The organism is Pedococcus sp. P5_B7, assembly GCF_054049895.1.
Genome location: NZ_JBFULM010000002.1, coordinates 312,280 through 337,295 on the forward strand (window position 1 = coordinate 312,280; position 25,016 = coordinate 337,295).

Annotated in this window: 29 protein-coding genes and 1 tRNA gene; 18 read left to right on the forward strand and 12 right to left on the reverse strand. The window is 72.1% G+C overall.

Annotated features, from left to right (window positions below; translation table 11 throughout):
• Positions 1 to 44: 44 nt before the first annotated feature.
• The 11 genes from ACXJKD_RS04295 (at position 45) to ACXJKD_RS04345 (ending at position 8,900) form a co-directional block, all read left to right on the forward strand.
• Entirely contained in the window at positions 45 to 752 is a 708-nt protein-coding gene (locus ACXJKD_RS04295; protein ID WP_457253176.1) for an ANTAR domain-containing protein, read from the forward strand.
• A 155-nt stretch (positions 753 to 907) separates the two neighbouring features.
• Entirely contained in the window at positions 908 to 1,993 is a 1,086-nt protein-coding gene (locus ACXJKD_RS04300; protein WP_457253177.1) for a glycosyltransferase, read from the forward strand.
• Positions 1,981 to 3,048 (forward strand): glycosyltransferase, encoded by a 1,068-nt coding sequence (locus ACXJKD_RS04305; protein WP_457253178.1) that lies wholly within the window; start codon positions 1,981 to 1,983, stop codon positions 3,046 to 3,048. Before ACXJKD_RS04300 ends, ACXJKD_RS04305 begins: the two co-directional genes overlap by 13 nt.
• A complete protein-coding gene (locus ACXJKD_RS04310) occupies positions 3,045 to 4,064 on the forward strand; it encodes a glycosyltransferase (RefSeq protein WP_457253179.1) in 1,020 nt (339 codons plus the stop codon). The genes ACXJKD_RS04305 and ACXJKD_RS04310 overlap by 4 nt, the downstream gene beginning before the upstream one ends.
• Positions 4,061 to 4,927, forward strand: coding sequence for a glycosyltransferase family 2 protein (locus ACXJKD_RS04315; protein WP_457253181.1), 867 nt, complete (start codon positions 4,061 to 4,063; stop codon positions 4,925 to 4,927). Before ACXJKD_RS04310 ends, ACXJKD_RS04315 begins: the two co-directional genes overlap by 4 nt.
• A 226-nt stretch (positions 4,928 to 5,153) precedes the next feature.
• On the forward strand, positions 5,154 to 5,417 hold the full coding sequence (locus ACXJKD_RS04320) for a DUF2795 domain-containing protein (RefSeq protein ID WP_457253183.1): 264 nt from the start codon (positions 5,154 to 5,156) through the stop codon (positions 5,415 to 5,417).
• A gap of 4 nt (positions 5,418 to 5,421) precedes the next feature.
• Positions 5,422 to 6,306 (forward strand): DUF72 domain-containing protein, encoded by an 885-nt coding sequence (locus ACXJKD_RS04325; protein ID WP_457253185.1) that lies wholly within the window; start codon positions 5,422 to 5,424, stop codon positions 6,304 to 6,306.
• Positions 6,307 to 6,410: 104 nt separating this feature from the next.
• Positions 6,411 to 7,238 (forward strand): hypothetical protein, encoded by an 828-nt coding sequence (locus ACXJKD_RS04330; RefSeq protein ID WP_457253187.1) that lies wholly within the window; start codon positions 6,411 to 6,413, stop codon positions 7,236 to 7,238.
• Positions 7,235 to 7,654, forward strand: coding sequence for a phage holin family protein (locus ACXJKD_RS04335; protein ID WP_457253189.1), 420 nt, complete (start codon positions 7,235 to 7,237; stop codon positions 7,652 to 7,654). The genes ACXJKD_RS04330 and ACXJKD_RS04335 overlap by 4 nt, the downstream gene beginning before the upstream one ends.
• Positions 7,651 to 8,229, forward strand: coding sequence for a DUF3618 domain-containing protein (locus tag ACXJKD_RS04340; RefSeq protein WP_457253191.1), 579 nt, complete (start codon positions 7,651 to 7,653; stop codon positions 8,227 to 8,229). The genes ACXJKD_RS04335 and ACXJKD_RS04340 overlap by 4 nt, the downstream gene beginning before the upstream one ends.
• A gap of 191 nt (positions 8,230 to 8,420) precedes the next feature.
• A complete protein-coding gene (locus tag ACXJKD_RS04345) occupies positions 8,421 to 8,900 on the forward strand; it encodes an SRPBCC family protein (RefSeq protein WP_457253192.1) in 480 nt (159 codons plus the stop codon).
• An 18-nt stretch (positions 8,901 to 8,918) separates the two neighbouring features.
• Here the strand turns inward: ACXJKD_RS04345 and ACXJKD_RS04350 are convergent, their stop codons facing one another.
• The 3 genes from ACXJKD_RS04350 to ACXJKD_RS04360 all read right to left on the reverse strand — a co-directional run bounded on the left by ACXJKD_RS04350 (position 8,919) and on the right by ACXJKD_RS04360 (position 11,752).
• The gene (locus ACXJKD_RS04350; protein WP_457253194.1) at positions 8,919 to 10,511 is read right to left on the reverse strand and encodes a phytoene desaturase family protein; all 1,593 of its coding nucleotides are present in this window, start codon (positions 10,509 to 10,511) and stop codon (positions 8,919 to 8,921) included.
• 93 nt (positions 10,512 to 10,604) lie between these two features.
• Complete coding sequence (locus ACXJKD_RS04355; protein WP_457253195.1) at positions 10,605 to 11,261, reverse strand: lysoplasmalogenase; 657 nt, start codon at positions 11,259 to 11,261, stop codon at positions 10,605 to 10,607.
• 20 nt (positions 11,262 to 11,281) lie between these two features.
• On the reverse strand, positions 11,282 to 11,752 hold the full coding sequence (locus ACXJKD_RS04360; protein WP_457253196.1) for a DUF4396 domain-containing protein: 471 nt from the start codon (positions 11,750 to 11,752) through the stop codon (positions 11,282 to 11,284).
• 70 nt (positions 11,753 to 11,822) lie between these two features.
• Between ACXJKD_RS04360 and ACXJKD_RS04365 the strand changes: the two genes are divergently transcribed.
• Positions 11,823 to 12,461, forward strand: coding sequence for a hypothetical protein (locus ACXJKD_RS04365; RefSeq protein WP_457253197.1), 639 nt, complete (start codon positions 11,823 to 11,825; stop codon positions 12,459 to 12,461).
• Here the strand turns inward: ACXJKD_RS04365 and ACXJKD_RS04370 are convergent.
• Positions 12,449 to 13,309 (reverse strand): arylamine N-acetyltransferase family protein, encoded by an 861-nt coding sequence (locus ACXJKD_RS04370; protein WP_457253198.1) that lies wholly within the window; start codon positions 13,307 to 13,309, stop codon positions 12,449 to 12,451. The genes ACXJKD_RS04365 and ACXJKD_RS04370 overlap by 13 nt on opposite strands.
• Positions 13,306 to 14,016 carry an SGNH/GDSL hydrolase family protein gene (locus ACXJKD_RS04375; RefSeq protein ID WP_457253199.1) on the reverse strand — a complete coding sequence of 237 codons (711 nt, stop codon included), beginning with the start codon at positions 14,014 to 14,016 and terminating at the stop codon, positions 13,306 to 13,308. Before ACXJKD_RS04375 ends, ACXJKD_RS04370 begins: the two co-directional genes overlap by 4 nt.
• Before the next feature lie 90 nt (positions 14,017 to 14,106).
• On the opposite strand from ACXJKD_RS04375, the gene ACXJKD_RS04380 reads away from it, so the two are divergent.
• The 3 genes from ACXJKD_RS04380 (at position 14,107) to ACXJKD_RS04390 (ending at position 16,162) form a co-directional block, all read left to right on the forward strand.
• Positions 14,107 to 14,532, forward strand: a complete 426-nt coding sequence (locus tag ACXJKD_RS04380) for a YkvA family protein (RefSeq protein WP_457253200.1) — start codon at positions 14,107 to 14,109, stop codon at positions 14,530 to 14,532.
• Between the two features lie 132 nt (positions 14,533 to 14,664).
• Entirely contained in the window at positions 14,665 to 15,702 is a 1,038-nt protein-coding gene (locus tag ACXJKD_RS04385) for an anti-sigma factor RsbA family regulatory protein (RefSeq protein ID WP_457253201.1), read from the forward strand.
• Positions 15,703 to 15,976: 274 nt separating this feature from the next.
• Positions 15,977 to 16,162, forward strand: coding sequence for a hypothetical protein (locus ACXJKD_RS04390; protein ID WP_457253202.1), 186 nt, complete (start codon positions 15,977 to 15,979; stop codon positions 16,160 to 16,162).
• 55 nt (positions 16,163 to 16,217) lie between these two features.
• Here ACXJKD_RS04390 and ACXJKD_RS04395 read toward each other — a convergent pair whose 3' ends face one another.
• Complete coding sequence (locus ACXJKD_RS04395) at positions 16,218 to 17,105, reverse strand: trypsin-like serine protease (RefSeq protein WP_457253203.1); 888 nt, start codon at positions 17,103 to 17,105, stop codon at positions 16,218 to 16,220.
• A gap of 187 nt (positions 17,106 to 17,292) precedes the next feature.
• Here ACXJKD_RS04395 and ACXJKD_RS04400 point away from each other — a divergent pair, with 187 nt between their 5' ends.
• Together ACXJKD_RS04400 and ACXJKD_RS04405 are read left to right on the forward strand one after the other, a co-directional pair.
• The gene (locus ACXJKD_RS04400) at positions 17,293 to 17,709 is read left to right on the forward strand and encodes a response regulator (RefSeq protein WP_457253204.1); all 417 of its coding nucleotides are present in this window, start codon (positions 17,293 to 17,295) and stop codon (positions 17,707 to 17,709) included.
• Entirely contained in the window at positions 17,706 to 20,276 is a 2,571-nt protein-coding gene (locus ACXJKD_RS04405) for a hybrid sensor histidine kinase/response regulator (RefSeq protein ID WP_457253205.1), read from the forward strand. Before ACXJKD_RS04400 ends, ACXJKD_RS04405 begins: the two co-directional genes overlap by 4 nt.
• 73 nt (positions 20,277 to 20,349) lie before the next feature.
• On the opposite strand, the gene ACXJKD_RS04410 is transcribed toward ACXJKD_RS04405, so the two are convergent.
• The 5 genes from ACXJKD_RS04410 to ACXJKD_RS04430 all read right to left on the reverse strand — a co-directional run bounded on the left by ACXJKD_RS04410 (position 20,350) and on the right by ACXJKD_RS04430 (position 22,368).
• Positions 20,350 to 20,422: transfer RNA gene (locus ACXJKD_RS04410), tRNA-Ala, on the reverse strand.
• Positions 20,423 to 20,521: 99 nt separating this feature from the next.
• Complete coding sequence (locus ACXJKD_RS04415) at positions 20,522 to 21,133, reverse strand: histidine phosphatase family protein (protein WP_457253207.1); 612 nt, start codon at positions 21,131 to 21,133, stop codon at positions 20,522 to 20,524.
• Positions 21,130 to 21,504, reverse strand: a complete 375-nt coding sequence (rsfS, locus tag ACXJKD_RS04420) for a ribosome silencing factor (protein ID WP_082592622.1) — start codon at positions 21,502 to 21,504, stop codon at positions 21,130 to 21,132. The genes ACXJKD_RS04415 and rsfS overlap by 4 nt, the downstream gene beginning before the upstream one ends.
• Before the next feature lie 7 nt (positions 21,505 to 21,511).
• Entirely contained in the window at positions 21,512 to 22,120 is a 609-nt protein-coding gene (gene nadD, locus ACXJKD_RS04425; protein WP_457253209.1) for a nicotinate-nucleotide adenylyltransferase, read from the reverse strand.
• Positions 22,121 to 22,122: 2 nt separating this feature from the next.
• Positions 22,123 to 22,368 (reverse strand): hypothetical protein, encoded by a 246-nt coding sequence (locus ACXJKD_RS04430; RefSeq protein WP_457253210.1) that lies wholly within the window; start codon positions 22,366 to 22,368, stop codon positions 22,123 to 22,125.
• 988 nt (positions 22,369 to 23,356) lie between these two features.
• Between ACXJKD_RS04430 and ACXJKD_RS04435 the strand changes: the two genes are divergently transcribed.
• Entirely contained in the window at positions 23,357 to 24,337 is a 981-nt protein-coding gene (locus ACXJKD_RS04435; RefSeq protein ID WP_457253212.1) for a glycosyltransferase family 2 protein, read from the forward strand.
• Here the strand turns inward: ACXJKD_RS04435 and ACXJKD_RS04440 are convergent.
• Positions 24,291 to 24,986, reverse strand: coding sequence for a class I SAM-dependent methyltransferase (locus tag ACXJKD_RS04440; protein ID WP_457253213.1), 696 nt, complete (start codon positions 24,984 to 24,986; stop codon positions 24,291 to 24,293). The two genes, ACXJKD_RS04435 and ACXJKD_RS04440, sit on opposite strands and share 47 nt — an antisense overlap.
• Between the last annotated feature and the right edge of the window lie 30 nt (positions 24,987 to 25,016).

A 25,016-nucleotide genomic window follows, 5' to 3' on the forward strand; every position in this document is an offset into this window, starting at 1 on the left:
AAGACGCCTTACCCGGTGGCAACGGTCCGGGTGATACTGAGCGCATGCAGACACCGATTCCCGGGGAGGCCACCCAGGCGTTCGCCGCCCTGGCCAAGCTCGTGTACGCGGGGACCGGCACGGACGAGGTGCTCACGGAGATCTGCCTGAGGGCCGTGGAGCTGATCCCCGGCGCCGACCACGCGTGCATCTCGACCCTCGACGCCCACGAGCAGCTGAGGACGCAGGCCTCCTCGGACGACGTTGCCAGCCTCATGGACCGGCTCGAGTCGGAGGCCCACGAGGGACCGTGCCTGGACAGCATCGAGCAGGACTCCGTCCAGCACGACTCCGACATCACCACGGAGACGAAGTGGCCGAAGCTCGCCGAGCTGACCCTCAGCCGCACGCCGGTGCGCGGCATGCTCGGCTACCAGCTCCTGGACGGCCTCGGCAGCCGAGCGGCCTTCAACGTCTTCTCGGACACGCCAGGCGCCCTCACGAAGGAGTCGGTCGACGTGGGCGCCGTCCTCGCCTCGTTCACCTCAGTGGTCCTCGCGGCCGCTGAGCGGCACGCCACGGCGGAGAACCTTCGGCGCGGGCTGGAGAGCAACCGTGAGATCGGCAAGGCGATCGGGCTCCTCATGGCCGCCCACAAGGTGAGCGACGAGGAGGCCTTCCAGATCCTCAAGAGCGCCTCGAGCCGCACCAACACCAAGCTGGCCGCCTTGGCCAGCAAGATCAACGAGAGCCACCGCGAGACCCTCGCCTGACCCTCGCCTGACCCAGAACGACGGCGCCAGGGGGTCGCCAGCGTCGGTGCCAGGGGTTACCTTGGCCAGAGAAGTCCAGAGCCGGTCAAACCAGGTGCCAGCTGCCCCAGTCGGGCGCCGCCTGTGCGCTCGACGCTCCTTCCCGAAGGTCAGCCGTGAGCCTCGTCATCGCCTCTGTTCCCTCCAGCCACGTCTACGTGCGGCACCTGTCGCCGCCGCCCCCGCACGCCACGGCCGTGGTCCGGCTCCCCGACCCGCCGTCCGGCACCTCGCCCGACTCCCCCTGGTGGCCACCGCGGATGCTCACGAGGGCGTGGGTCGAGGAGCACGCGAGCGACTTCGACGTGATGCACGTCCACTTCGGCTTCGACGCGATCTCGCCGGAGGACCTGGGCGACGTGGTCGACGCCCTGCACCGCCACCGCAAGCCGCTGGTGCTCACCGTGCACGACCTGCGCAACCCGCACCACGACGCCGCCGAGCTCCACGACGCGCAGCTCGCCGTGCTCATCGAGGCCGCTGACGCCCTCATCACGCTGACGCCCGGAGCGGCGGCGACCATCCGGGCCCGCTGGGGCCGTGACGCGACCGTGCTGCCCCACCCCCAGGTCGTCCCCGACGAGTGGCTGGGTCGGGCTCGCGCGCCGCGAGCCGAGTTCGTGGTGGGTCTGCACGCCAAGAGCCTGCGCGCCAACATGGATCCCCTGCCGCTGGTCGACGCCCTCGTCGCCGCCCTGCCCGGTATGCCGGGTGCCCGGCTTCGCGTGGACGCGCACACCGACGTGATGACCGAGGGGTACCCGCGGTACGAGCCGGCGTTCGCCGACCACCTCCGCGCCCTCGCGGACGAGGATGCGCTGGACCTGCGGGTGCACGACTACTTCACCGACGACGAGCTGTGGGGATACCTCCAGGGCCTCGACGTGTCCGTGCTGCCCTACCAGTTCGGCACCCACTCCGGCTGGCTGGAGGCGTGCCACGACCTCGGGACGTGGGCCGCCGCGCCGAACTGCGGCTTCTACGACGAGCAGCGTCCATGCCTGTCGTATGCCGCCAACGGCCCCTCGCGCACGTCGTCGCTCGTCACCGCCGTGCGCACGGCATACGGCAACTGGCTCACCGGTGGGACCGCGCCGCGCGCGTCGCTGGGCACACGGCATACCGAACGTCGACTGCTCGGCCGGGCGCACGAGCGGGCCTATGCAGCGGCGTTGGCCCGGAGGCTCACATGCACGTTGTGATCCTCGCCGCCGCCAGGCACCCCCTCCGCCAGCCGTTCGCGGGAGGCCTCGAGTCGCTCACGTGGGCGCTGGTGCGAGGCCTGCGCCAGCGTGGGGTCGAGGTGACCCTCTTCGCCGGCCCCGGCAGCGACCCGGCCCTGGGTGCGCGCGAGCTCGAGGTGCGTCCCCTCGAGCTCAGCGACCTCGCCCGGTCCGACGTCGCGATGCCGCCCGAGCCGTGGCTGCGCGAGCACCACGCGTACCTCCAGGTGATGCTCGAGCTCCGGGACCGCGCGGACGTCGACGTGATCCACAACAACAGCCTGCACTTCCTGCCGCTCGCCCTCGCCCAGTCCTGCGCGGCCCCGATGCTGACCACCCTGCACACCCCGCCGACCCCCTGGCTGGAACCGGCGATCTCCCTCATGGACCAGACCCGCAGCCGGTTCGTGGCGGTCAGCCGGCACACCGCGGAGCAGTGGTCGCACGTGACCACCGCGGACGTGGTGCACAACGGCGTCGACACGACGGTGTGGACGCACGGACCCGGTGGCGACGACCTCGTGTGGGTCGGGCGCGTGGTGCCGGAGAAGGCCCCGCACGAGGCGGTCCACATCGCGCTCGCGAGCGGGCGACGGATCCGGCTCGCCGGACCCGTGGGCGACTCCGACTACTTCCACTCCACCCTCGAGCCGCTGCTCGGGCCGACCGTGGAGTACCTCGGACACCTGGGCGTCCCGGCGCTGCGCGACCTGGTGGGGTCCAGCGCGGCCCTCGTCGTCACCCCCGAGTGGGACGAGCCCTACGGCTTGGTCGCGGCCGAGTCACTGGCCTGCGGGACGCCGGTGGTGGGCTACCGCCGGGGTGGCCTGGCCGAGTTCGTCGCGCCGCACTGCGGTGTGCTCGTCGAGCCGGGCGACGTCACTGCGGCAGCGGCCGAGGTGGCGGGTGTCTGCGCCCTGGACCGGCGCCGCTGCCGGGAGCACGCCGAGTCCACCTGCTCGCTCGGCACGATGGTGGACGCCTACCTGACCCACTACGAGCGGCTTGCCGCGGGCCTCGGACGGGCCGCGTGATCGGCTACTACGCGCACCACCAGGGCGCCGGCCACCTCACCCGGCTCCTGAGCATCGCCGGCGCGATGGACGAGCCCGTGTGGGGACTCAGCTCGGCTCCCGCCCCGGCGGGCTGGAGCTCGGGGTGGACCCAGCTGGCTCGCGACGACGACCCCGATCCCGCGGCCCTGGCCCGGGAGGACGACCCCACCGCGCACGGCGTGCTGCACTGGGCGCCCCGCGGACACCCAGGACTCGCCCGGCGGTCCGCCCAGGTCACCGAGTGGGTCGTCGAACACCGGCCCCGCGCCGTGGTCGTGGACGTCTCGGTCGAGGTGGCGCTGCTCGTGCGCCTGTGCGGCGTGCCCACCGTCGTCGTCGCCATGCCGGGCGACCGGTTCGACCGGACCCACCGTCTGGCCTACGACTCGGCCGACGCGCTGCTGGCGCCGTGGCCGCGCGGGACGCACAACGTCGACTGGCCGCCGCACTGGACCGCGAAGGCGTGGTTCGTGGGCGGCATCTCGAGGTTCGACCACCTGACGCCTCGTGCTGCGGGAACACCCCGGGCCGACGGGGGGACGGTGCTCGTGCTGTGGGGCGCCGGAGGTCGCACGACCACCGCGGCCGAGCTCGACGCTGCGAGGGCGGCCACCCCGGAGTGGACCTGGGTCGAGCGGTCACCGGCGACCCCCTCTGCCACACCACTCTGGGAGGAGCTCCAGGCAGCGGACGTCGTCGTGACCCATGCGGGGCAGAACGCCGTGGCCGAGGTCGCCGCCGCCCGACGACCGGCCGTCGTCATCGCGCAGCCACGACCCTTCGACGAGCAGGTGGCGACGGCGCGACAGGTGGAGGCGCGGGGGGTCGCGGTCGGCCGGGAGGCGTGGCCACCGGCGGACCAGTGGCCCGAGCTGCTGCGGCGTGCCCACGGTCGCGGCGGGGCCGGGTGGGGACGGTGGTCGACCGGGAGGGGCGCCGAGGACGCCGCGGCCCACCTCTCGACCGCTGGCCTCCGGACGCCGGTGGGCGCATGACCACGCCGACCACCGCCGTCGTGACCATCGCCCACGGCCGCCACGAGCACCTGCGCGGCCAGGGCTGGGGGCTGGCTCGCCAGACCCGACCGGCGGACCTCTACGTCGTCGTCGCGATGGGCGACCCCGACGCCGGTGCGGTGGCTCGCGAGCAGCATCCCGGCGCGATCGTCGTCGAGCTGCCTGCGGACGCCACCGACCTGCCCCTCGCCCAGGCCCGCAACGCCGGTGCCGAGGCGGCCATCGCGGCCGGTGCGGACCTGTTCGTCTTGCTGGACGTGGACTGCATCCCCGAGCCGACCTTGGTGGAGCGGTATGCCGAGGTGCTCGCTTCGCGTGCCGGTCCGGCGCCGGTGGTGGCCTGCGGCGAGGTGCGCTACCTGCCGCCGGTCGGCCACCCCGCCGAGTACCGCGGCCCGGGCCTCGCGGAGCGCGCCGAGCCACATCCCGCCCGGCCGGCTCCTCGCCGGGACGCCGTCCTCGAGAACGGCGACGTGCGGTTGTTCTGGTCGCTGTCCTTCGCCCTGACCGCCGGGAGCTGGGAGGTCCTGGGCGGGTTCGACGAGGCCTACTGCGGCTACGGGGCGGAGGACACCGACTTCGGCCAGCGCCTCGCCGCCGCCCACGGTGAGCTGCTCTGGGTGGGTGGCGCGGCGGCATACCACCAGCACCACCCGACCGAGGTGCCGCCGATCCATCACCTGCACTCGATCGTGCGCAACGCCAACCTGTTTCGTGACCGCTGGGGCTGGTTCCCGATGGAGGGCTGGCTCGCCGAGCTCGAGGCCCGCCACCTCGCCGAGCTGGACGCAACGACCGGCCGCTGGCGCGTCAGGGACTGGCCGCGTCCCGGACTGAGGTGACCACGTACTCAAGGGGCGTCGACGTGAGCTGCGCCATCAACCCGCGACTGTCCGTTTCCGCGCGCGGCCTGGGGGTAGGGGCTGCCTGAGGCGCGTCGCCTGTCTCCAACAGCGCGGGACGGGTGGCGCGTCCGACCTGTTTCGGACGTTTGGACCCCGGTGGTTCGGGGAACGTTCAGCTGAGCACCACTGGGCAGGCCGGGTGCGGCACCACACGAGGAGACGCATGACCACCCCCACCGCTTCCACCAGCGAGCACGACCCCGGCTGGGCCGACGAGCTGGCCACGTATGTGGGTCCCGGCTGCTTTCCCGCCACCCATGACCACCTGGCCGCCACACTGATCCAGCGGCACGCCCCGAGCCATCTCCTGTGGCACCTGTCGGTCCTGTCCCGGACCCGCGAGTTCCAGTCGCTGGACGAGCTCGTCGAGGTCCTGACGCACACGGCACCACCGGCCGGCCCGGGGGCCGTCGGGGACCACTACTGACCCGATGACGCGGTCCGAGGCTGAGGGCGCTGCGCGGCGACCTCCGCGACCCCGCGGAGACGTCCGGATCGGGACCTCCGGGTGGCGCTACCCGTCGTGGCGAGGTGACTTCTACCCGACCGGCCTGCGCCAGCGTGACGAGCTCGCCTACCTGGCGCAGGAGCTCAGCGGGGTCGAGCTCAACGGCTCGTTCTACTCACTCCAGCGCCCGAGCAGCTACGCGTCCTGGGCGGAGCAGGTGCCCGACGACTTCAGCTTCGCCGTCAAAGGTGGTCGGTTCATCACCCACATGCGCCGGCTCGTCGACGCGGAGACCGCGCTGGCCAACTTCTTCGCCTCCGGCGTGCTGGCCTTGGGCGCCAAGCTGGGCCCGGTGCTCTGGCAGCTGCCCGCCAGCCTGGAGCTCGACGAACAGCGCCTCAACGACTTCTTCGACCTCCTTCCCCGGACCACTGACGCGGCAGGCGAGCTGGCCGGTCGGCACGACGACAAGGTCCAGGAGGGGCGGTCCCTCACCACGCCGCTCGTCAGCATGCCGATTCGGCACGCGCTCGAACCTCGCCACGAGAGCTTTCGTTCGCCGAGGGCACGCGATCTGTTGCAGCACAACGGAATTGCCATGGTCATCTCCGACAGCGCCGGCACCTGGCCGCAGTTCGACGTGGTCACGGCCGACCTCGTCTACGTCCGTCTCCACGGCGACACCGAGCTCTACCGCAGCGGCTACTCCCCGACAGTGCTGGAGTCGTGGGCTGAGCGCGTGCGAGGTTGGGCGGACCAGGGCCTGGACGTGCACGTCTACTTCGACAACGACGCCAGGGGGCACGCCCCGCACGACGCCCGGGCCCTGCTGGACCGCCTGGGCCGCGACGCCGATGAGCGCGAATAAGTCGGGCATTTCCACGTTTGCGCAGGTCAGGAGCGGGCAACCCTCTTCCACCGGCGGTTGAACAGACAGCCCGTCCACCACTCGTTGACAGGACAGGAATGGACATGAGCGACATCTACCGAAACACCAACACACCCGAGGAAACCACCCGCGACCTCGGCACGGTGGAGGCATCCCCCGTGCCTGGCACGGACACCTATGGCACCGACACCCACGGCACGGACAGCCCCTTCGCCACCCCGTCCGGCAGCGCGATCAGCACCGGGTCCGCGACGTCCAGCGGTTCAGCGACGTCCACCACCGGCCCGGGAACCTCAGACTCCGACAGCACCAAGGACGTCGCCAAGGAGGAAGCCCGCGCCACGGGCCAGCAGGCCAAGGAGGGCGTGAAGCGCGTCGCCGAGGTCGGCAAGGACGAGGCCAAGAACGTCGTGGAGGAGACCGGCCAGCAGGCCAAGGAGCTGTGGCAGCAGACGCGCAGCCAGCTCCTCGACCAGAGCGCGCAGCAGCAGACCCGGGTCGCCGACGGTCTCCGGTCCCTCAGCCAGGAGCTCTCCGGGATGGCCCGCAACAGCGAGCAGCAGGGGGTTGCGAGCGACCTCGCCCAGCAGGCCTCCCAGCGCATGGGCGACGTGGCGGGTTGGCTCGACCAGCGCGACCCCGGCTCCCTCGTGTCGGAGGTCAAGCAGTTCGCCCGCCAGCGTCCCGGGGCGTTCCTCGCCACCGCGGCCGTCATCGGCCTCGTCGGCGGGCGCCTCAGCCGTGGTCTCGTGGCCGACCACCAGGACCAGGCGACCGAGGACGACCGGCACGTCGCGAACGCCGCGGCCTACAGCGGTGAGCACACCGGGGCTGCCAGCGGCAGCTACAGCGGCGCCCACCCTGACCGCGGCCAGTCGGCCATCGCCGACCCGGACGCCCTCCCGGCATGAGCCAGGACCCACGGCTCGACGGGTCACCGCCGCGGTCGCTCAGCAACGTCGGTGAGATCTTCGCCGACATCAGCCGCGACCTGTCGACCCTGATCCGTCAGGAGACCGAGCTGGCCAAGGCCGAGCTGCGTCAGTCCGCCACCCGCGCGGGCAAGGGCGCGGGCATGCTCGGCGGAGCCGGCGTCGCCGGCCACTTCGTGCTGCTCTTCCTCTCGATCACCCTCTGGTGGGGGCTCGGCAACGAGATCGGACGCGCCTGGTCGGCGCTCGTGGTGGCCGTCGTGTGGGCCGTCATCGCGGCCGTACTGGCCAGCATCGGTCGACGAGAGATCAAGCAGGTCAAGGGAATTCCACAGACGACAGAGACGGCCCGGGAGATCCCGGACGCCCTCAAAGGCAACGAGGAGAAGCGATGACGAACAACCCCGACGAGATCCGCCGCGACATCGAGGACACCCGCGGTCGACTGAGCAGCGACGTCAATGCGCTCACCGAGACGGTCAGCCCGTCCAACGTCGCCAAGCGCCAGGCCGACAAGGTGGCCGGCGTCGCGACGTCGGTCAAGGACCGCGTGATGGGCACCGCGGACGACCTGCGCAGCACGGGGTCGGACGCAGCCGCCAGCGTCGGGCACGCGCCTGGTGCGGCTGCGGACAAGGCCCGCAGCAAGACCCAGGGCAACCCCCTCGCCGCCGGTCTCATCGCGCTGGGCGTGGGCTGGCTCGTCGGCTCCATGCTCCCCGCGAGCGAGAAGGAGAAGCAGGCAGCGAGCACCCTGAAGGACAAGGCGCAGCCGCTGGTCGACGAGGCCAAGAGCGTGGCGCAGGACACGGCCCAGGAGCTCAAGGAGCCCGCCAAGCAGGCGGCCCAGAGCATCAAGGAGACCGCGACCGACGCCAAGGACACCGTCGTCCAGGAGGGCCAGAGCACCGCCGAGGACGTCAAGACCCAGGCACAGGACTCCGCGGACGCCGTGCGCGCTTCGCAGTAGCAGCACGACCTGCAGGGTGACGGCGAGTGGCGAGGGCACGGTGCCTTCGCCACTCGCCGCCTGCGCGCCCGGACGGCTGACCCGCCGCGCCCGGTGAGGTTTGGGAAACCTCCGTCAGGGGCAGAGCCATGGAGAGCACGGCTCGCGAGCGCAGCAGCAGCAGTACAACCACACGCGGAAGAGGAGCGGACATGGACGAGCCGGACACCAGCGTCGTCACGATCACGCGCAGGGTCGACGCGCCGACCCAGGCGGTCTGGGACGTCCTGGCCGACGGCTGGTTCTACGCCACCTGGGTCGTCGGGGCCTCGCGCGTGCGCGGCGTCGACGAGGGGTGGCCCGCGGCGGGCACCCGGATCCACCACTCGTTCGGGGTGTGGCCCGCGGTGGTCAGCGACACGACCCACGTCATCAGCAGCACTGCCCCCACCGAGCTCGTGCTGCGCGCGAAGGGCTGGCCGGCCGGCGAGGCGAAGGTCATCATCACGGTCACCCCCGCGGGCGGCGAGTCGTGCACGGTCGCGATGACCGAGGACGCGGTGACGGGTCCCGGCACCCTCGTGCCACGACCACTGCGCCAGCTCGCCATCGGGCCGCGGAACGTCGAGGCGCTGCGTCGCCTCGCCTACCTCGCCGAGGGGCGCCACCGCGAGCGCGCGTCCGCCGGCTGACGCGCCGAGGCCCAGCGCTCAGTCCCGGAGGAGCCGGTCCCACGCGGTGCGGGCCAGCGCTCGGCGGACCCCGCCGGCGAGGCGGCCGTTCGCGCCCAGGGCCGCGCGGGCGGCGTTCCACCCGCACGCTCCGTGCACCCCGCCCCCCGGGTGCGCCGAGGCACCGGCGAGGTAGAGACCCGGCACCGGTGTCTCGGGTCGTCCCAGACCCGGCGTGGGCCGGAACACCAGCTGCTGGTGCAGACCAGCAGTGCCGGCGTTGATGGCGCCGCCGACCAGGTTGGGGTCCTCCGACTCGAGGTCACCCGGCGCCTGCACGTGACGGGCGACCTGGCTGCCCCGGAACCCGGGAGCCACCCGTTCGACCGCGGCCTCGATCCGCTCGACGTGGTCGGCGAGCCGCTCCCCCGACCAGTCGGGACCCTGCGGCACGTGCGTGTAGGCCCAGGCCGACTCGGTGCCCTCCGGCGACCGCGTCGGGTCGGAGGTCGTCATCTGCCCGAACAGGAGGAAGGGCCGCTCCGGCGGGCGCCCCACGGACAGGTCGGCGGCGAAGTCGACGAAGCCGTCCTGGTCGACCCCCAGGTGCACCGTCCCGGCACCGCGGGCCGCGTCTGCCGTCCACGGCACGGGTCGGTCGAGGGCCCAGTTCACCTTCACCGTCGCGTGGTCCCACTGGAAGCGGTCGAGGTCCCGCGCCAGCCGAGCCGGGAGCGGGTGGTCGGCGAGCAGGTCGCGGTAGAGCGTCGTGGCCGGCACGTCCGCGAGGACCCCCCGGGTGGCCCGCAGCAGGGTGCCGTCGGCCAGCCGAACGCCCGTGGCGCGTCCGCCGCCCGTGGTCACCGCCGTCACGGGTGACCCGGTCAGCACCCGCACTCCGCGGCTCTCGGCCCGTCGGCGCAGCGCCTGCGCCAGCTCGCCGGCACCCCCCTCCGGCACCGGGAAGCCGACGTCCTGGCCGAGCATGCACAGCAGCCACCCGAACATCCCGCTGCCGGCCGCGTCGGGCGGGAGGTCGCTGTGCAGCGCGTTACCGGTGAGCAGGAGCCCCGCGCCCTGTCCCTTGAACCGCTCGGCACCCAGCCTGCGCACCGGCGTCACGGCCAGCCGGGCGAAGTCGAGGGTGTCGGCCGCGCCGAGCCGCCGCACCATGCGGGTCGCGGACGCGACCGGCGGGAAGGGGGTGAACAACGCGTCGAGCAGGGGGTCGCGGATGCGGTCCCAGCCACGGACCAGCTCCAGCCACGCGTCGCCGTCGCCTGCCGCCTCGGCCTCGAGCCGCGCCGCCGTGTCCTCCGCCCGCGAGCAGAGCAGGGCGGCGCTGCCGTCGTCGAGGGCATGGGCGAGGACGTGCGGCGCCCGCCGCCAGACCAGGCCGTGGTCCTCGAGGTGGAGGTCGCGGATGATCGGGCTCGCTGCGGCCAACGGGTAGAACGCGCTGAACAGGTCGGAGACGTAGCCGGGCGCCGTCACCTCGGCGCTGCGCACCGCACCGCCGACCTCGGCGTTGCCCTCGACCAGCACGACCTCCCAGCCGGCGTCGGCGAGGGCATTGGCCGCCACCAGCCCGTTGGGGCCTGCGCCGATGACGACGGCGTCCACTGTGCTCACGAGCGTTCAGTCCTCCGGTGCAGGTCAGGGGGTGTGTGACCACTGTGTCACCGACCGACCGCGCCCGCCGTCCGACCCCCTCGCACCCTCAGGTCAGGTGCTCGCCGCCGTCAGGACACCGACCACGAGCAGCGCCTGGGCGAGGTGGTAGGTCACCATCACCGCGAGCGCGCCGAATCGTCGTCCCTGCACGAACCGGTCCATCGCGAGGATCGCGTCGCTCACCATGAAGACCGACGCACCAAGGGCGACGAGCAGGTGCCCGGTCGCCCAGGCCGCCACCACCATCACCCCGATGACCCCCATGTATGCCGTGACGGCACCTCCCAGCGCCGGCCCACCCTCGCGCCAGGCCGCGGGCACGACGCGGCGCCCCACGACGGCCGCCAGCCCCGCGACGAGGGCGAGCCCGACGAGCGCGAGGGAGACACGCGGCATACCGAGGTGGGCGAAGGCGATGACGAACGCGAGGTGGGCCAGCAGGAAGCTGGCCAGGCCGATCACGAACCTGGTCTGGCTGTCCGCGAGGAGCGCGACGTCACCGGCCAGGCTGAGGCCGAGCGCCACGAGCAGCCAGCCACCGGCTGCGGAGTCGGGCGCTCCGCCCACCCAGGCGGTGACCACCAGCAGGGCCAGCACGAGCGGCTTCGAGACCCACTCGCGGCGCCGACCGCCGACGGCGACGGACCACCAGTTCAGTGGAGCGACCAGGGCGACCGCGGCCAGGCTGGTCAGGGCGGCGTCGGACACGCGCCCAGCGTGGCAGAAGGTCAGTGGTGGTAGTCGTGCATCACGGCGTGACCTCGGCCACGGGAGATCAGCCAGCGGTTCACCGGCACCGTCACGACGAACGCGATCGCCAGCGACGCCGCCAGGGTGCCCCAGAACAGCCCGCTCGCGAGCCCGGCCTCCATCGCACCCGGGATGGCCACCACGAACGCGTTGTCGACCACCTCCATCACCGAGATCGACACGGTGTCGGACGCGAACGCCACGCCGAGGGCGGCGGCCAGGGGCAGCCCGGCCCGCAGGACGGGCCGCATCGTCAGGGAGTAGCCGAAGACGAAGGCGAGCGCCACCGACAGGAGGACCGTGGCGACGTTGCCCCAGCCCAGCGCCGAGCCGACGACCATGCCGAGCACCTCGCCGATGGCGCACCCCGTGAGGCAGTGGAGGGTGGCGCTGACCGCCTGGCGCCACAGGGAGTCCGTCGTCGCGTGGCTGTGCTGGTGCTCGCTCATGCCAGGACCAACCTTACCCCCTAGGGGTATATTCCCTGCGATGTCTGCCGGGCCGCCTAGTCTCGACGCCATGAGCGCACCTGTCTCGACCCCCGACGACCTGCGCACCGTGGTCGACGCCATCATGATCGGCTTCGCGCAGGTGCCCGACGACGGCTGGGCACGCCCGGCCCACGGCCTCGAGTGGGACTGCCGCGACACCGCCGCCCACCTCGTCGACGACTTCGCCGCCTATGCGCTCAACCTGTCGAGCCGCGAGGTCCACCTCGACGGCTACATCCCGTTCGTCGACCCGCCGCAATGGCAGCCCACCACCCCGCCGAACCTGGTCTGGCCCGATCCGGCCAGGGGCACGGCCGCGATCGTCCGCTGCGTCGACGCGGCCGGCGGGCTGCTCGTCGCCGTCACCACCACGGCTCCCCCGGGGCACCTCGGCTATCACCCCGCAGGCAACTCCGACGCGTCAGGTTTCGCGGCCATGGGCATCGTCGAGGGCGCCGCCCACGCCTGGGACGTGCTGACCGCCCACGGTCTCGACTTCAGCATCGACGACGACATCTGTGGCCGGGTGCTCAACCGGCTCTTCCCCGGCGCCAGCCGCACCGGCGACGGCTGGCACGACTTCCTCACCGCCACCCACCGCACCGAGGCCAACCGCGCCCCGCACTGGCGCTGGGACTCCACGGTCCGCGACACCTACGGCGACTGAGCTTCCCGGCCGGAGCGCAGCTGCCCCACGACGGCGAGCAGGCGTTCGGTCTCGTCGCCGGTCAGGCCGACCCGGAGCTCGTCCAGGAGTGACTCCAGCTCACCCTCGGCCAGCTCACGGTGCTCGGTGGGTTCGCCGGGTCGCCGCACGGTCACGGTCTCGTGGGTGACCGCCACGTGCCGGTCGGGCAGGTGGCGCGTCACCATCAGGCCGTGACGGAAGTGCGACGTCGGGTAGGTGCTGGTGAAGTGGTGGCCGGACCGCACGTCCACCTGCTGCACGGGCAGCTCGTCGGTGGTGTGCATCAGCTCCCACGCGCCGTCCCGCTGGCGCTGCAGCTCCCAGGTGGCGCCGCTGGCACCCCGGTCACCACGGTCGCCCCGGACCATGCGGTAGGCCCACCCGCCGTGGTCCTCCACCGCACCGTCCTCGAGCCGGATCGGGTGCATCAGGCTGAGCCCGAACCCCGGGTCGGACAGCCACCGGGTGCCGTCGAGCCGCACCGCCACCACGCAGTGCGTGCGGGCTGACGCCGTCACGTCACCGACCCGGGCGAGCATGCGCACCACGTCGTAGCCCAGCGCGTCGAGCACCGCGGCGAAGAGGGTGGCGTGCTCGAAGCAGTAGCCGCCGCGACCACGGCCCACGAACTTGGCCTGCACGTCGGCCAGCTCGACGCCCGGGTGCTGTTCGAGCAGGACGTCGATGTTGTCGAACGTGAAGGTGCGGACGTGCGCCTCGTGGAGGCGCTGCAGCCCGGCCAGGTCGGGCGACTCCACCTGCGCGCCCACCCTGGCGAGGTAGGCCTCGACGTCGACCCCGGGGCCCGCCGAGGCTCCCGCAGTCACGACGTGACCTCGAGCCCGAGGGCGAGGTCGAAGACGTGCGCCATCGCGGCATACCCGGCGTCGTTGGGGTGGAACCTGTCGGCGGCCAGCTTGCCCCGCCAGCTGCGCGGGCCGTGGGCCCGCATGTCCGCGACGACGAGGCGACCGTCCTGCTCGCGCTGTCGCAGGAGGCCCTCGACCCGGCGCGCCTCGCGGTGCGGGTTGGGCAGGTTCGCGACCACGGCTCCCGCCGGGAGGCCGTCGAGCAGCTCGGTGAACCGCCCGGTGAGCCCGGCCCGCAGCCTCGGCGAGACGACGTCGTTCGACCCGATGACGACCGTGACCAGATCGGGCACCTGACCCATCGCGACCAGGTCGCGCAGCGCCGGCAGCTGGTGGTCGACGGCATCCTGCACCCGCGCACCGGTGACTGACAGGTTGACGACCCGGTGCGCGCGCCCCGCCGCCGCGAGGTGCCCGCCGAGCTGGCCGACCCAGCCGTGCTCGGGCGCGGAGGCGCCGATCCCCTGCGTCATCGAGTCGCCGATCGCCACCCACAACGGGCCGTCAGCCCCGAGCGCCGCGTCGTTGGCGCGGCGCCAGGCGGCGGCATACGCCTCGGTCTGCGCACGGACCGCGCCGACGCCGGGCAGCAGCCTCGACAGCGCAGTCATGAATGCCCCCGGTGGCCTGGCGCTGGTGTTGTCGTAGTCGAACCCCACGCTCATCGGAGCATCGTCGCACGACGACCCCGCGCCGAGGCGGACGGCCACCAGCACCCCGGGACCGTCCGTGCCCTCGATGCGAGGATGGCGCGCATGGACTGGTCGTGGTGGTCGATGGCGGTGGGCCTCGGGGGCGGGGTCCTCCTGCTGTGGGCCGTGCTGCTGGTCGCCCTGTGGGCCGGCCGCCCGGACGAGCTCGGCCTCCGAGACGCGTTGCGGCTCCTGCCCGACGTGATCCACCTCCTCCGCCGACTGGCCACCGACGCCACTCTGCCTCGCGGGGTCAGGGTGCGGCTGTGGCTCCTGTTGGGCTACCTGGCGATGCCGTTCGACCTGGTGCCCGACTTCATCCCGGTGATCGGCTACGCCGACGACGTCGTCATCGTCGCGGTCGCGCTGCGTGCGGTGGTGCGGCACTCGGGGATGGGCGCCCTCGAACGGCACTGGCGAGGGACGCCGGACGGGTTGGCCGCGGTCTGTCGCGTGGCCGGTCTGCGCCGCCCCAGCACTGGTCCCTGACGCCAGTGCAACGGCCGGCCGAGCCGGTCCATGACCTACACCATTTCGAGGTGTCAGGTGGTCCCCAATGAGCATTTCAGGCGTAGCCTCGGGTCAGGACGTCTGGCACGCCGGTTTGACCGCATTGTCGCGGTGGACCTTCTCCGAAGGGGGGCGCCCACGTCGCACCAGGGAGCCGATGGTGGCACCGCCCCAGCAGGGACGGGGAGCACTGCCACGAGGTCCCGGGACGGTCGGCACCGCACCCATGACGGTTACCGCCACGAGGCGTTCTTCTGGGACGGCGACGACCAGTTCCTCGCCGGGACGGTTCCCTTCATCCGGGAAGGCCTGGGGGCCGGCCAACCGGTGATGGTGGCGGTCACCCCGGGCCGCCTCGACCTGCTGCGCGACGCGTTGGACGGCGATGCGGCCCAGGTCAGGTTCGTCGACATGGCTCGACTGGGGGCGAACCCGGCGCGGATCATCCCGGCCTGGCGGCTCTTCACCGACCAGCATCCGGGACAACCGGTGCGCGGCATCGGCGAGCCGATCTGGAAGGGCCGTCGGCTCGCCGAGCTCGCCGAGTGCCAGATGCACGAGGCGCTGCTCAACCTGGCCGTCGACACGGACACTCCCCTGTGGCTGATGTGCCCGTACGACACCGCCACGTTGCCCGACGACGTGCTCGCGGAGGCGCACCGGTCCCATCCCGTGGTGCTCGACGTCGAGACCCACCGCGGCAGCACCACGTACGGCGGAGTGCACCATCTTCGGAAGATGTTCAAGGCCGAGCTGCCGCGGACCCAGGTCCAGGTGGTGGTCTCGCACCGGTCGTTCGGCGCCGACGACTACGCGGAGGTCCGCGCCGACGTCCGGGCCTACGCGTCGTCTGCCGGGGTGGACGTCGAGCGGACCGACGACCTCGTCCTGGGGGTCCACGAGGTGGCCGTGAACAGCGTGCGGCACGGTCGCGGGGCCAGCGAGCTCCGCATCTGGGAGGAGCACCACGCACTGGTCTGCGAGGTGCGCGGAGTCGGCCGCATCGTCGACCCGATGGAGGGACGCCTCCCACCGGCGTCGGCGGACGAGTTCGGCCACGGGCTGTGGATGGCCCACCAGCTCTGCGACCTGGTCCAGGTCCGCTCCGGCAAGACCGGCACGACCGTGCGCATCCATACCTGGCTCTAGCCTGCCCGCCCGTCCTGGCCGGCCCGCTCGTCCTGGGCGGCCCGCTCGTCCTGGCCGGCCCGCTCGCCGACGACAGATGACACGGATGGGCTATGGCGTGTGACGACCGGGCACCACACCATCGAGGGTGAGGGCGGAAAGCCACCCACCGAAGCCGACCCGGCCCACCTGTGGCCCCGCAGGTGCCGGTGACACCGAACCACAGACGTGGAGCGGGGACGCGTCGCCCGGGACCTCGGTCCCGGTTGCCCAGCCCTTGGAGAGGACCACGCTCATGGTCCCCACCGATCCCGGCGAGCCGCTGGTCGACACGGCCCTCGCCGACGAGATCGCGTTGCTCGGCGAGGTGATGGCGGCCGCAGCCGTGGCCGGACACACGCTGAGCCAGGCCGAGATCGACGCTGCGCTCGGGCTGTCGTCCCCCGACCGCGAAGGCCGCGGCTCGCCACGGCAGGACTGACCGACCGTATGCCGCGGACGCGCCCGAGCTCGAACGGCTTCTTCAGCCGGCGGGCTCAGGGCAGAGCGACGTAGGGCGCCAGGAAGGCTCTCGCGCCGGGCGTGTCGACCCGGTAGGCGACGTTCGTGGCGTAGCAGGGGACGTCACCGGTGATGGTGGTGGCCGCCAGCACCAGCCGGCCGCCGAGCTGGACGAAGTTCGGGCCGCCGGAGTCGCCGTAGCACGCCCCGCCGAGGCCGCGGGACTGGTTCATCGCCAAGCGGACCCACGTCTTGTTGAGGGCGTTGAAGTCCTCCATGCCCTTCATCCGCACCCCACCACCGGGGTGGGTGTGTCCGCCCGGTCCGCGCGCAGCCTCCTCGGTGCCGTACCCGACGGCCCACCAGTCGGCGGCGTCCAGGGCCCGGCTGCCCAGCTGGGTGAGCTGGCCGGCAGTGGGCAACGTCGCCGGGGTGAAGTCCCAGACGTCCTGGGGAGTCACGGCTCGTTCGGCGAAGTCGATGACACCGATGTCGTGGGCGTCGGCGGAGTTGCCGGGGAAGGCGGGGTCCTGGTGGGTGTCACCCTCGACGACCCACCCGTTGGCCAGGAACAGGGCGGCCTGTGCGGAGGCTGGCAGGGTGTGGTGCGTGTCGATCAGGGTCTGGAAGTCCTGCTCGAGCGAGACGAAGAACCGGGTGCCCGCCGGCCAGTCGTCGGTGCAGTGTGCGGCCGTGAGGTAGGTGTCGTCGTCGACCATGGCGCCGCTGCAGACCCAGTCGAACCGGTCCGGCACCCCGTCACCGGTGTTGTCCCACAGTGCGACGAAGGCGCCCACCTCGGTGCGCTCCGGCGCGGGGGCCGCGTTGTAGCTGTTGATGGCGCCGGCCGGAAGGGCCAGGGCGACCGAGGTGGCCCCTGCTGCGACCAGTGCGGTGATGACGGTGGCGATCGGACGACGCATGTTCATTTCCCCTCTGAGGCTGTCCCGGACCGGCTGGCGACCCGGTCAACGTACGCCCTGACCTGCGACGACGGAACCCCTGCGCGACTCACCCCGGGGTGGCGGGCGCTTTCGGGGCGTGGTGCCGGACGAATGAGGGCAGACTGGGGCCCATGAGGCCGAAAGCACCCAGCGACCAGCGCACCCGATGAGCGACGCCGAGCCTGCCGATGCGGTGCTGAGCGCGGCCGGCCCCCGCCGGATCCTCCTCGTCGACGACGACGAGGACATCCGCGAGGTGGCCCAGATGAGCCTTGAGGCGGTGGGCGGCTGGGAGGTGCGCACCGCCAGCAGCGGCCTGGAGGCGCTGGAGCTGGCGGTCAGCGAGCGACCGGACGCCATCGTCATGGACGTGATGATGCCCGGCATGGACGGCACCACCGCTGCGGTCGCGCTGAGCCAGAACCCGGCCACGGCCCACATCCCCGTCATCCTGCTCACCGCGAAGTCGCAGGGAAAGGGGCACCCAGACCTGTCCGCGCTGCCCGTCGTCGGCGTGCTGGGCAAACCGTTCAACCCGATGCTCCTGCCCGCCACCCTGGCCGAGATGCTGGGCTGGTCGTGAAGGGCCCCCGGTTCAGTGCGGGTGACCCGCTGGCCGGGCTGCCGTTGCGCAGGGCGCTGCTGATCGCCGCGGTCGCCGCAGTGGTGCTCCCGTTGCTGGTGATGACGACCGCCCTGACGGGGTTCGCGGCTGTGGAGCGCTCGCATGCGATGTCCTATCGTCTGCTCACGGCCCAGCAGTACCAGCAGGATGCCGACCTGATGTACGCGACCATCCACAGCGATGTGCTGGAGTCGCTCGAAGGCTTCGAGGGCAACAACGAGACCGGAGAGCAGCTCGCGGTCCGCACCCGCTCGCACGTCGCCCGGCTCGAGGACGACCTGCGCCGCCTCACCGCGATGAAGCTCACGCCAGCCGTCGCCGAGCGCGTGCGCGCCCTCGACGCCCCCCTGAGGGCCTACGCCGCCGAGGCGGTCCGGCTGACCGACCTCGCCACCGTCTCGCCCGTTCGCGCCCGCGAGGAGCACCCTGCCTTCGATGCCGCCTTCGACGACCTGACGCAGCGACAGGCGACGTTGACCGCCGCCTTCGCCACCGAGGCCGGCGCCGCGCACCGGGCCGCCGACGCGCGGCAGGAGACCGCCATCCGCTGGACGTCCATCATCGCCGCCGCCACGCTGGGCGCCCTGCTCGTGCTCGCGTTGGCCCTCTACCGGGTGGGCGTCGGCAACGAGGTCCTGCTGCGCCGCGTCGAGGAGAACGCCGAACGGCTCGCCTTCAGCAACGACGAGCTGCAGGATGCCCAGCAGCTGGCCCACATCGGCAGCTGGCAGTGGGAGCTGGCGACCGGGAAGACCCAGTGGAGCGCCGAGTTCTACCGCATCCTCGGCGTCGACCCGGACACCAAGGGCAACCACGCGGAGCTGTTCACCGCCCGCGTCCACCCCGACGATGCGGCCGATGTCGTCCGCGCCCAGGACCAGGCCGCCGCCACGCCCGGCGACGTCCACTCCGAGTACCGCATCGTGCGCCCCGACGGTGCGGTCCGCGATGTCCGTGCGATGGGACGGGCGGTGCGCGACGACTCCGGGACCGTGGTCCGGCTGGTCGGGACGGTGCAGGACATCACCGACCAGCGCGAGGTCGAGCGGATGAAGGACGAGTTCGTCGCGGTCATCAGCCACGAGCTGCGTACGCCACTGACGTCGATCCGTGGCGCGCTGGGCCTGATGGCCGGCGGAGCCGTGGGCACCCTCCCGCCCAAGGCGCAGCGGATGGCTGACGTCGCCCTGAACAGCTCGCAGCGCCTGGTCCGCCTCATCAACGACATCCTCGACGTGGAGAAGATGTCCGCGGGAAAGCTCGAGCTGGACGTGGTCCACCTGCCTGCCGCAGAGGTGGTCGGCGCCGCCATCGAGGAGATGCGCGCGATGGCCGACGGCGCCGGCGTCACCCTGGTGGCGACGCCGATGGACAGCGTCGTTCTCGCCGACCGCGACAGGGTCGCGCAGACCCTGACGAACCTGCTCAGCAACGCGGTGAAGTTCTCCCCGGAGGGTGGGACCGTCACCGTGTCGGCCGGACCAGCCCGGTCCGAGCCGGATGGCGTGGACGCCGTGCTGTTCACCGTCACCGACCAGGGCGCGGGCATCGCGTCCGACAAGCTGGAGTCCGTCTTCGACCGGTTCGCCCAGGCGGACGCCTCCGACACCCGCGCCAAGGGCGGCACCGGTCTCGGCCTGCCCATCTGCCGCGCGATCGTCGAGCAGCACGGCGGACGGATCTGGGCCACCAGCAGCCCGGGACAGGGGACGACGTTCTCGTTCACGCTGCCCCCCGTCCCCGCCCCCAGTGCGGACATCACCACCGGGACACTGCCCACCGGGGCCATCCTCATCTGCGACGACGACCCGGACACGGTCGAGGTCCTGGCCGCCATGGTGGAGGCCCACGGGTACCGCACGCTGCGCGCCCACAGTGGCCCCGAAGCGCTGTCCCTGGCGGCTCGCCACACCCCCAGCGTCGTCCTGATGGACCTGCGGATGCCCGGGATGTCGGGGTGGGAGACCATCGCCGCCCTCGGCGCCGACCCTGCGACCACCGACATCCCCATCGTCATCCTCAGTGCCTTGGCCCCGGACGACATCGCCGTCCCGGCTGCCTCGTCCTGGTTGACCAAACCCATCGACCAGGGTGCCCTGATGGGCTCGCTCCGCCACGCCCTCGGGAAAGGGTCCACCACGAGCGTCGTCGTGGTCGAGGACGACGAGGCCCTCGGTGAGGTCCTGCTGGCCTTCTTCAGTGAGCAGGGCGTCCACGCCCGCGTCGCGCACACCGGAGCGCAGGCGCTGGCCATGATCCGCGCGGTCCCCCCCGACCTGTTGGTGCTCGACCTGGGACTGCCCGACATCGACGGCTACCAGGTCGTCGAAGAGCTGCGCCGTGACGAACGGCTGCGGTCACTGCCGCTGCTGGTCTACACGGGTAGCCAGCTCGACGCCGCGGACCGGTCGCGGCTGCGGCTGGGCGAGACGCGGTTCGCCACGAAGGCCGAGGGCGGGCCCACCGACTTCGAAGACCAGGTGGTCAGCCTCCTGCGCACCATCACCGCCCCCACGCCCCTCTGACCGGCCAGTCCCATACACATCCAGAAACGAAAGAAGACCAGACGGAAAAGCGTGTCTGGTCTTCTTTCGTTTGTGGAGCTGAGGGGATTCGAACCCCTGACCCCTTCCATGCCATGGAAGTGCGCTACCAACTGCGCCACAGCCCCGGATCTCCCGAGGGGGATGTCCCCCGGAGGGGACTGCGGAAGTTTACCCAGTGACCCACCTGTTTCACCAAATCGGCGGGTGGGCCGACGACCACGGGCTCAGGCGTGGGCGTTCCACGCGCCCAGCTGCCACCCGATGCGGCTCTGCCTGAGCTCGGCCCAGTGGCAGTTGCCCATCGTCGCCAGGGCGTGGGTGGCCAGGTGCTGGTCGAGCCCGAGCAGGTCGGCGATGGCCGCCCGGCTCGAGACGCCGTGCGCCACCACGACGACGCACTCGTCGTCGCCGAGGCCGTCCAGCACCTCGCGCAGCGACTCCCCGGCGCGAGCGCCGACCTCGGCCAACGTCTCGCCGTCGACGCCGCGACGGATGTCGGCACGGTCCATCTCGGCCAGCAGGTCGGCATACCGGGCGCGCACCTCGCTGGTGTGCAGCCCCTGCCACTGCCCGACGTGGATCTCGCGCCAGCGCGGGTCGAGGACCAGCGGCACCCCGGCCGCCTCGGCCACGTGCTGGGCCGTGACGGCCGCCCGCGCCAGGTCGGAGGCGATCACCCGGGTGGGCCGGTATGCCGCGATGGCCCGGCCCGCGGCGCGGGCCTGCGCCACCCCGAGGTCGGACAAGGGGGTGTCGAGCTGTCCCTGCCAGACGCCGCCGGCGTTGTGGTCGGTCTCGCCGTGGCGGACCAGCAGGACGCGCCGCGCAGCGGTCATGCGTCCCGGCGCTTGGGCACGCCGAGGTCGATCTCGGGACAGTCCTTCCAGAGCCGCTCGAGCTCGTAGAACTCGCGCTCCTCGTCGTGCTGGACGTGGACGACGATGTCGCCGAAGTCGAGCAGCACCCAACGGCCGTCCCGCTCGCCCTCGCGGCGGATCGGCTTGGCGCCCTTCTCGCGGAGCTGGTCCTCGACCTCGTCGACGATGGCGCCGACCTGTCGGTCGGTGCTCGCCGAGACGATGACGAAGACATCGGTCAGGGCGAGCTGCTCGCTGACGTCGATGCCGGCCACCGTGGTGGCGAGCTTGTCGTCTGCTGCTTTGGCGGCCGTCATGGCCAGGTCAAGGGATCGTTCGGTGGCGGGCACTGCTCTCCTACGTTCGTGCCGGTGCGCCGGCGGGTGAGCCGGCGGCATACAGGCGGTATTTGTTGACGTACTGGACGACGCCGTCCGGCACGAGGTACCAGACGGGTTCGGCGCGCTCGACACGCGCCCGGCAGTCGGTGGAGCTGATCGCCATCGCGGGCACCTCCTGCAAGGTGACCCGGTCGGCCGGGAGGCCTGACTCCGACAGGACGTAGCCCGGTCGGGTGACCCCGATGAAGTGGGCCAGGTCGAACAGCTCGTCGGCGTCCTTCCACGACAGGATCTGGGCCAGCGCGTCGGCGCCGGTGATGAAGAACAGCTCGGCATCGGGCCGTTCGGTGCGCAGGTCGCGCAGGGTGTCGATCGTGTAGGTGGGTCCGGGGCGGTCGATGTCGACCCGGCTCACGGTGAAGCGGGGGTTGGAGGCGGTGGCGACGACGGTCATCAGGTAGCGGTGCTCGGCCGGGCTGACCTCGCGCTCGTCCTTCTGCCACGGCTGACCGGTGGGCACGAAGACGACCTCATCGAGCCCGAACCGGGTCTGGACTTCGGAGGCGGCCACGAGGTGACCGTGGTGGATCGGGTCGAACGTCCCGCCCATCACTCCGAGGCGCATGGTCAGTGGTGACTGCCCTGCTGGCCGGCGTGGGCGTCGTGGGCGTCGTGGCGGCCGGCCGCGGCGTGCGTGCCGTGGGCTCCCTGGCCGGTCGCGATCTTGGTCGCCACGCCTCGGAAGAACCACAGCACGCCCAGGAGGGCCAGGAACGAGAGCATGGCGATGGCCCCGATGGCATAGGGGGACATCGGCAGCTCGCGGGTGTGCTCCTCGGCGGCAGCGACCAGGGTGAAGGCAGACGACGACATGCCCCACAGCGTACCTGCCGCCGACCCCCTCCCCGCGACCATCGCCGTCGGGCCGCGCAAGCCCCCACTGTCCACGGATGTTGTGCACAGGGGTGTGCACAACCTGTGCGTTGCGCACGCTCGGGTGTGGACAAGGGTGTGGGAAACCCGTGGACAGAAAAAGGTGCGCGAAACCTATTGCGGCACAACGGATCGGGCCGTTAGAAATCTCCTACGCGCTCCGGTCGGAGGGTCGAAACGAGGAGACTCGGGACGGCCGCGAGACAGGGGCACAGGTCAACCGGATAACGGACGACCGCCTCGACCGGGTTCGCTCGGACGAGGTCCTCGAAGCCTTCGGGCGGACAGGTTCGCGGGCGACGCCGCGGAGGAACGCCGGGCCCGTTGACCAGATCGCATCGTCGTGGGGTGCACCGGTTCGCCGGAGCACACCAGGGCGCCACCGTCGCAGTGGCCACAACACCCGGTTCGCCGGGGGGCGTGGGCGATCGACCGGGGCAGCATCGTGGGGCGGTTCGCCGGCCCAAGGAGCTGCACCACACAGTGGGGGTCGCCGTCACCTCGGTGAGGACGAAGCCCGCTGGTGGGTCGTCAGGTCGCTTCGGTGACCGGACAGCCCGCACCCCGTGGCCGACAACAGACCCACCTCGGTGGGGAAACCGACACCACTCGTGGGAGCCGTGAACCACTTCGGTGGTGATCGACCCCCGCACCGTGGGAAGTGCCGTCACCTCGGTGACGTCAGGACCCGCACGTGGGAGACCAGGCCGCTTCGGCGGCACGGTTTCCCGCAGCGGACAGGGCACCACCTCGGTGGCGCCGGACTCCGCACCCGGCGATCCACCCAGCAGCTGGTTCTGCCAGCGGCCGGGAGGATCTCCACCGAGGGCCCCTCGAACTCATACTTCGAGGGGCCCTCACCTTTGTGCACGGGCTGACGCGCGCCCTGGATCCCGGCTGGGACCGCAGATCCCCGTAACCTTGGGGCATGCCCCCCGAGCTCAGCATCGTCATCCCCGTGTACAACGAGGAAGACGTCCTGCCCCTGCTCGCCGCACGGCTGCGACCCGTGGCGGACGGGCTCGGTGCCGCCTACGAGGTGATCACCGTGGACGACGGCAGCGACGACCTGTCGCCCGCGGTCCTGCAGCGCCTCATGCGTGACTGGCCGCAGCTGCGGATCGTCCGGTTGCGCGCGAACGCCGGTCACCAGGCCGCGATCTCGGCCGGACTCGCGAGCGCCCGCGGCGACTACGTGGTCACCCTCGACGCCGACCTGCAGGACCCGCCCGAGGTGATCCCCGAAATGCTCACCCAGGCCCGCGCCCAGCGGGTCGACGTCGTCTACGGCGTGCGCTCCGACCGCTCCAGCGACTCGGCCTTCAAGCGGCTCAGCGCCAAGGCCTTCTACCGGCTGATCCGCGTGTTGTCGGGCACCCACGCCCAGGTCGACGCCGGCGACTACCGGCTGATGTCGCGGGCGACCGTCAACGCCATCAACTCGCTGCCGGAGCACCACCGCGTGCTGCGCTTCGTGGTCCCGGCCCTGGGGTTCCCCTCGAGCTCGGTCACCTACCGGCGCGACGAGCGCGCGGCCGGCAGCTCGAAGTACCCGCTGTCGAAGATGATCCGGCTGTCCCTCGACAGCGTGACCGGCTTCTCCACCGCTCCCCTGCGCGCCGCCACCTGGCTGGGCCTGCTCGGCGGCCTCGCGGCGCTGATCCTGCTCGCCTACGCACTGGTCGCCGCCTCACTGGGCCACACCCTGCCGGGGTGGACGTCCACGGTCGTGGCGGTCGCCGGCGTGGGTGCGGTCCAGCTGCTGTGTGTGGGGATCCTCGGCGAGTACGTCGGCCGGATGTACGCGCAGCTGCAGGCCCGCCCGACCTACTTCGTCGCCTACGACTCTCTCACCGGGCCGGTCACCGCCGCGGACGAGCCCTCACCATCAGCGTCACCCCGGGCATAGCCCGCACCGGCAGGTAGCGCTCGACCGTCACGATCGCGCGCAGCCCCAGGTTCACGATGGGGTGCACGGTCTCCAGGTCGGAGCCACTCGCCTTGCGTCGCCGCAGCGCGACGACGGGACGCAGCAGCACGTTCCACGAGGTCATCGACGTGATCTCGAACCCGTTGCGCTCCAGCACCGCACGCAGCGTGGCGCGGGTGTAGCGGCGCACGTGGTCGACCGCCACGTCGTGGTCCGACCACAGCTTGGGGTCGGCCGGCACGGCGATGAGGAACATCCCGTCGGGACGCAGGGCCCGGCGCACCTCCGACACGGCGGTGTCGTGGTCGACGATGTGTTCGAGCACGTCGAACGCCACGACCAGGTCGAGGCTGGCGTCGGCGACGGGCAGCGCGGTGGCGTCCCCGCGCACCACGGAGAGGCCGCGCTCGGCGGCCACCTCGGCCCCGTCCGCTCCGTACTCGAGGGCGCTGACCGACCAGCCGGCCCGGCGCAGCACGCGCGTGTTGCCCCCACCGGCCGCGCCGATGTCGAGCGCCGTGCCGGGGCGGAGCCCGTCGATCATCCGGCCCAACAGGTGGCGCCGCTCGCGGTACCACCAGTGGGCATCCTCGAGCGCGGCCAGCTTGCGGACCTCGGTGCCTTCCAAGCTACGTGCCTTTCAAGCTACTCAGTGCCT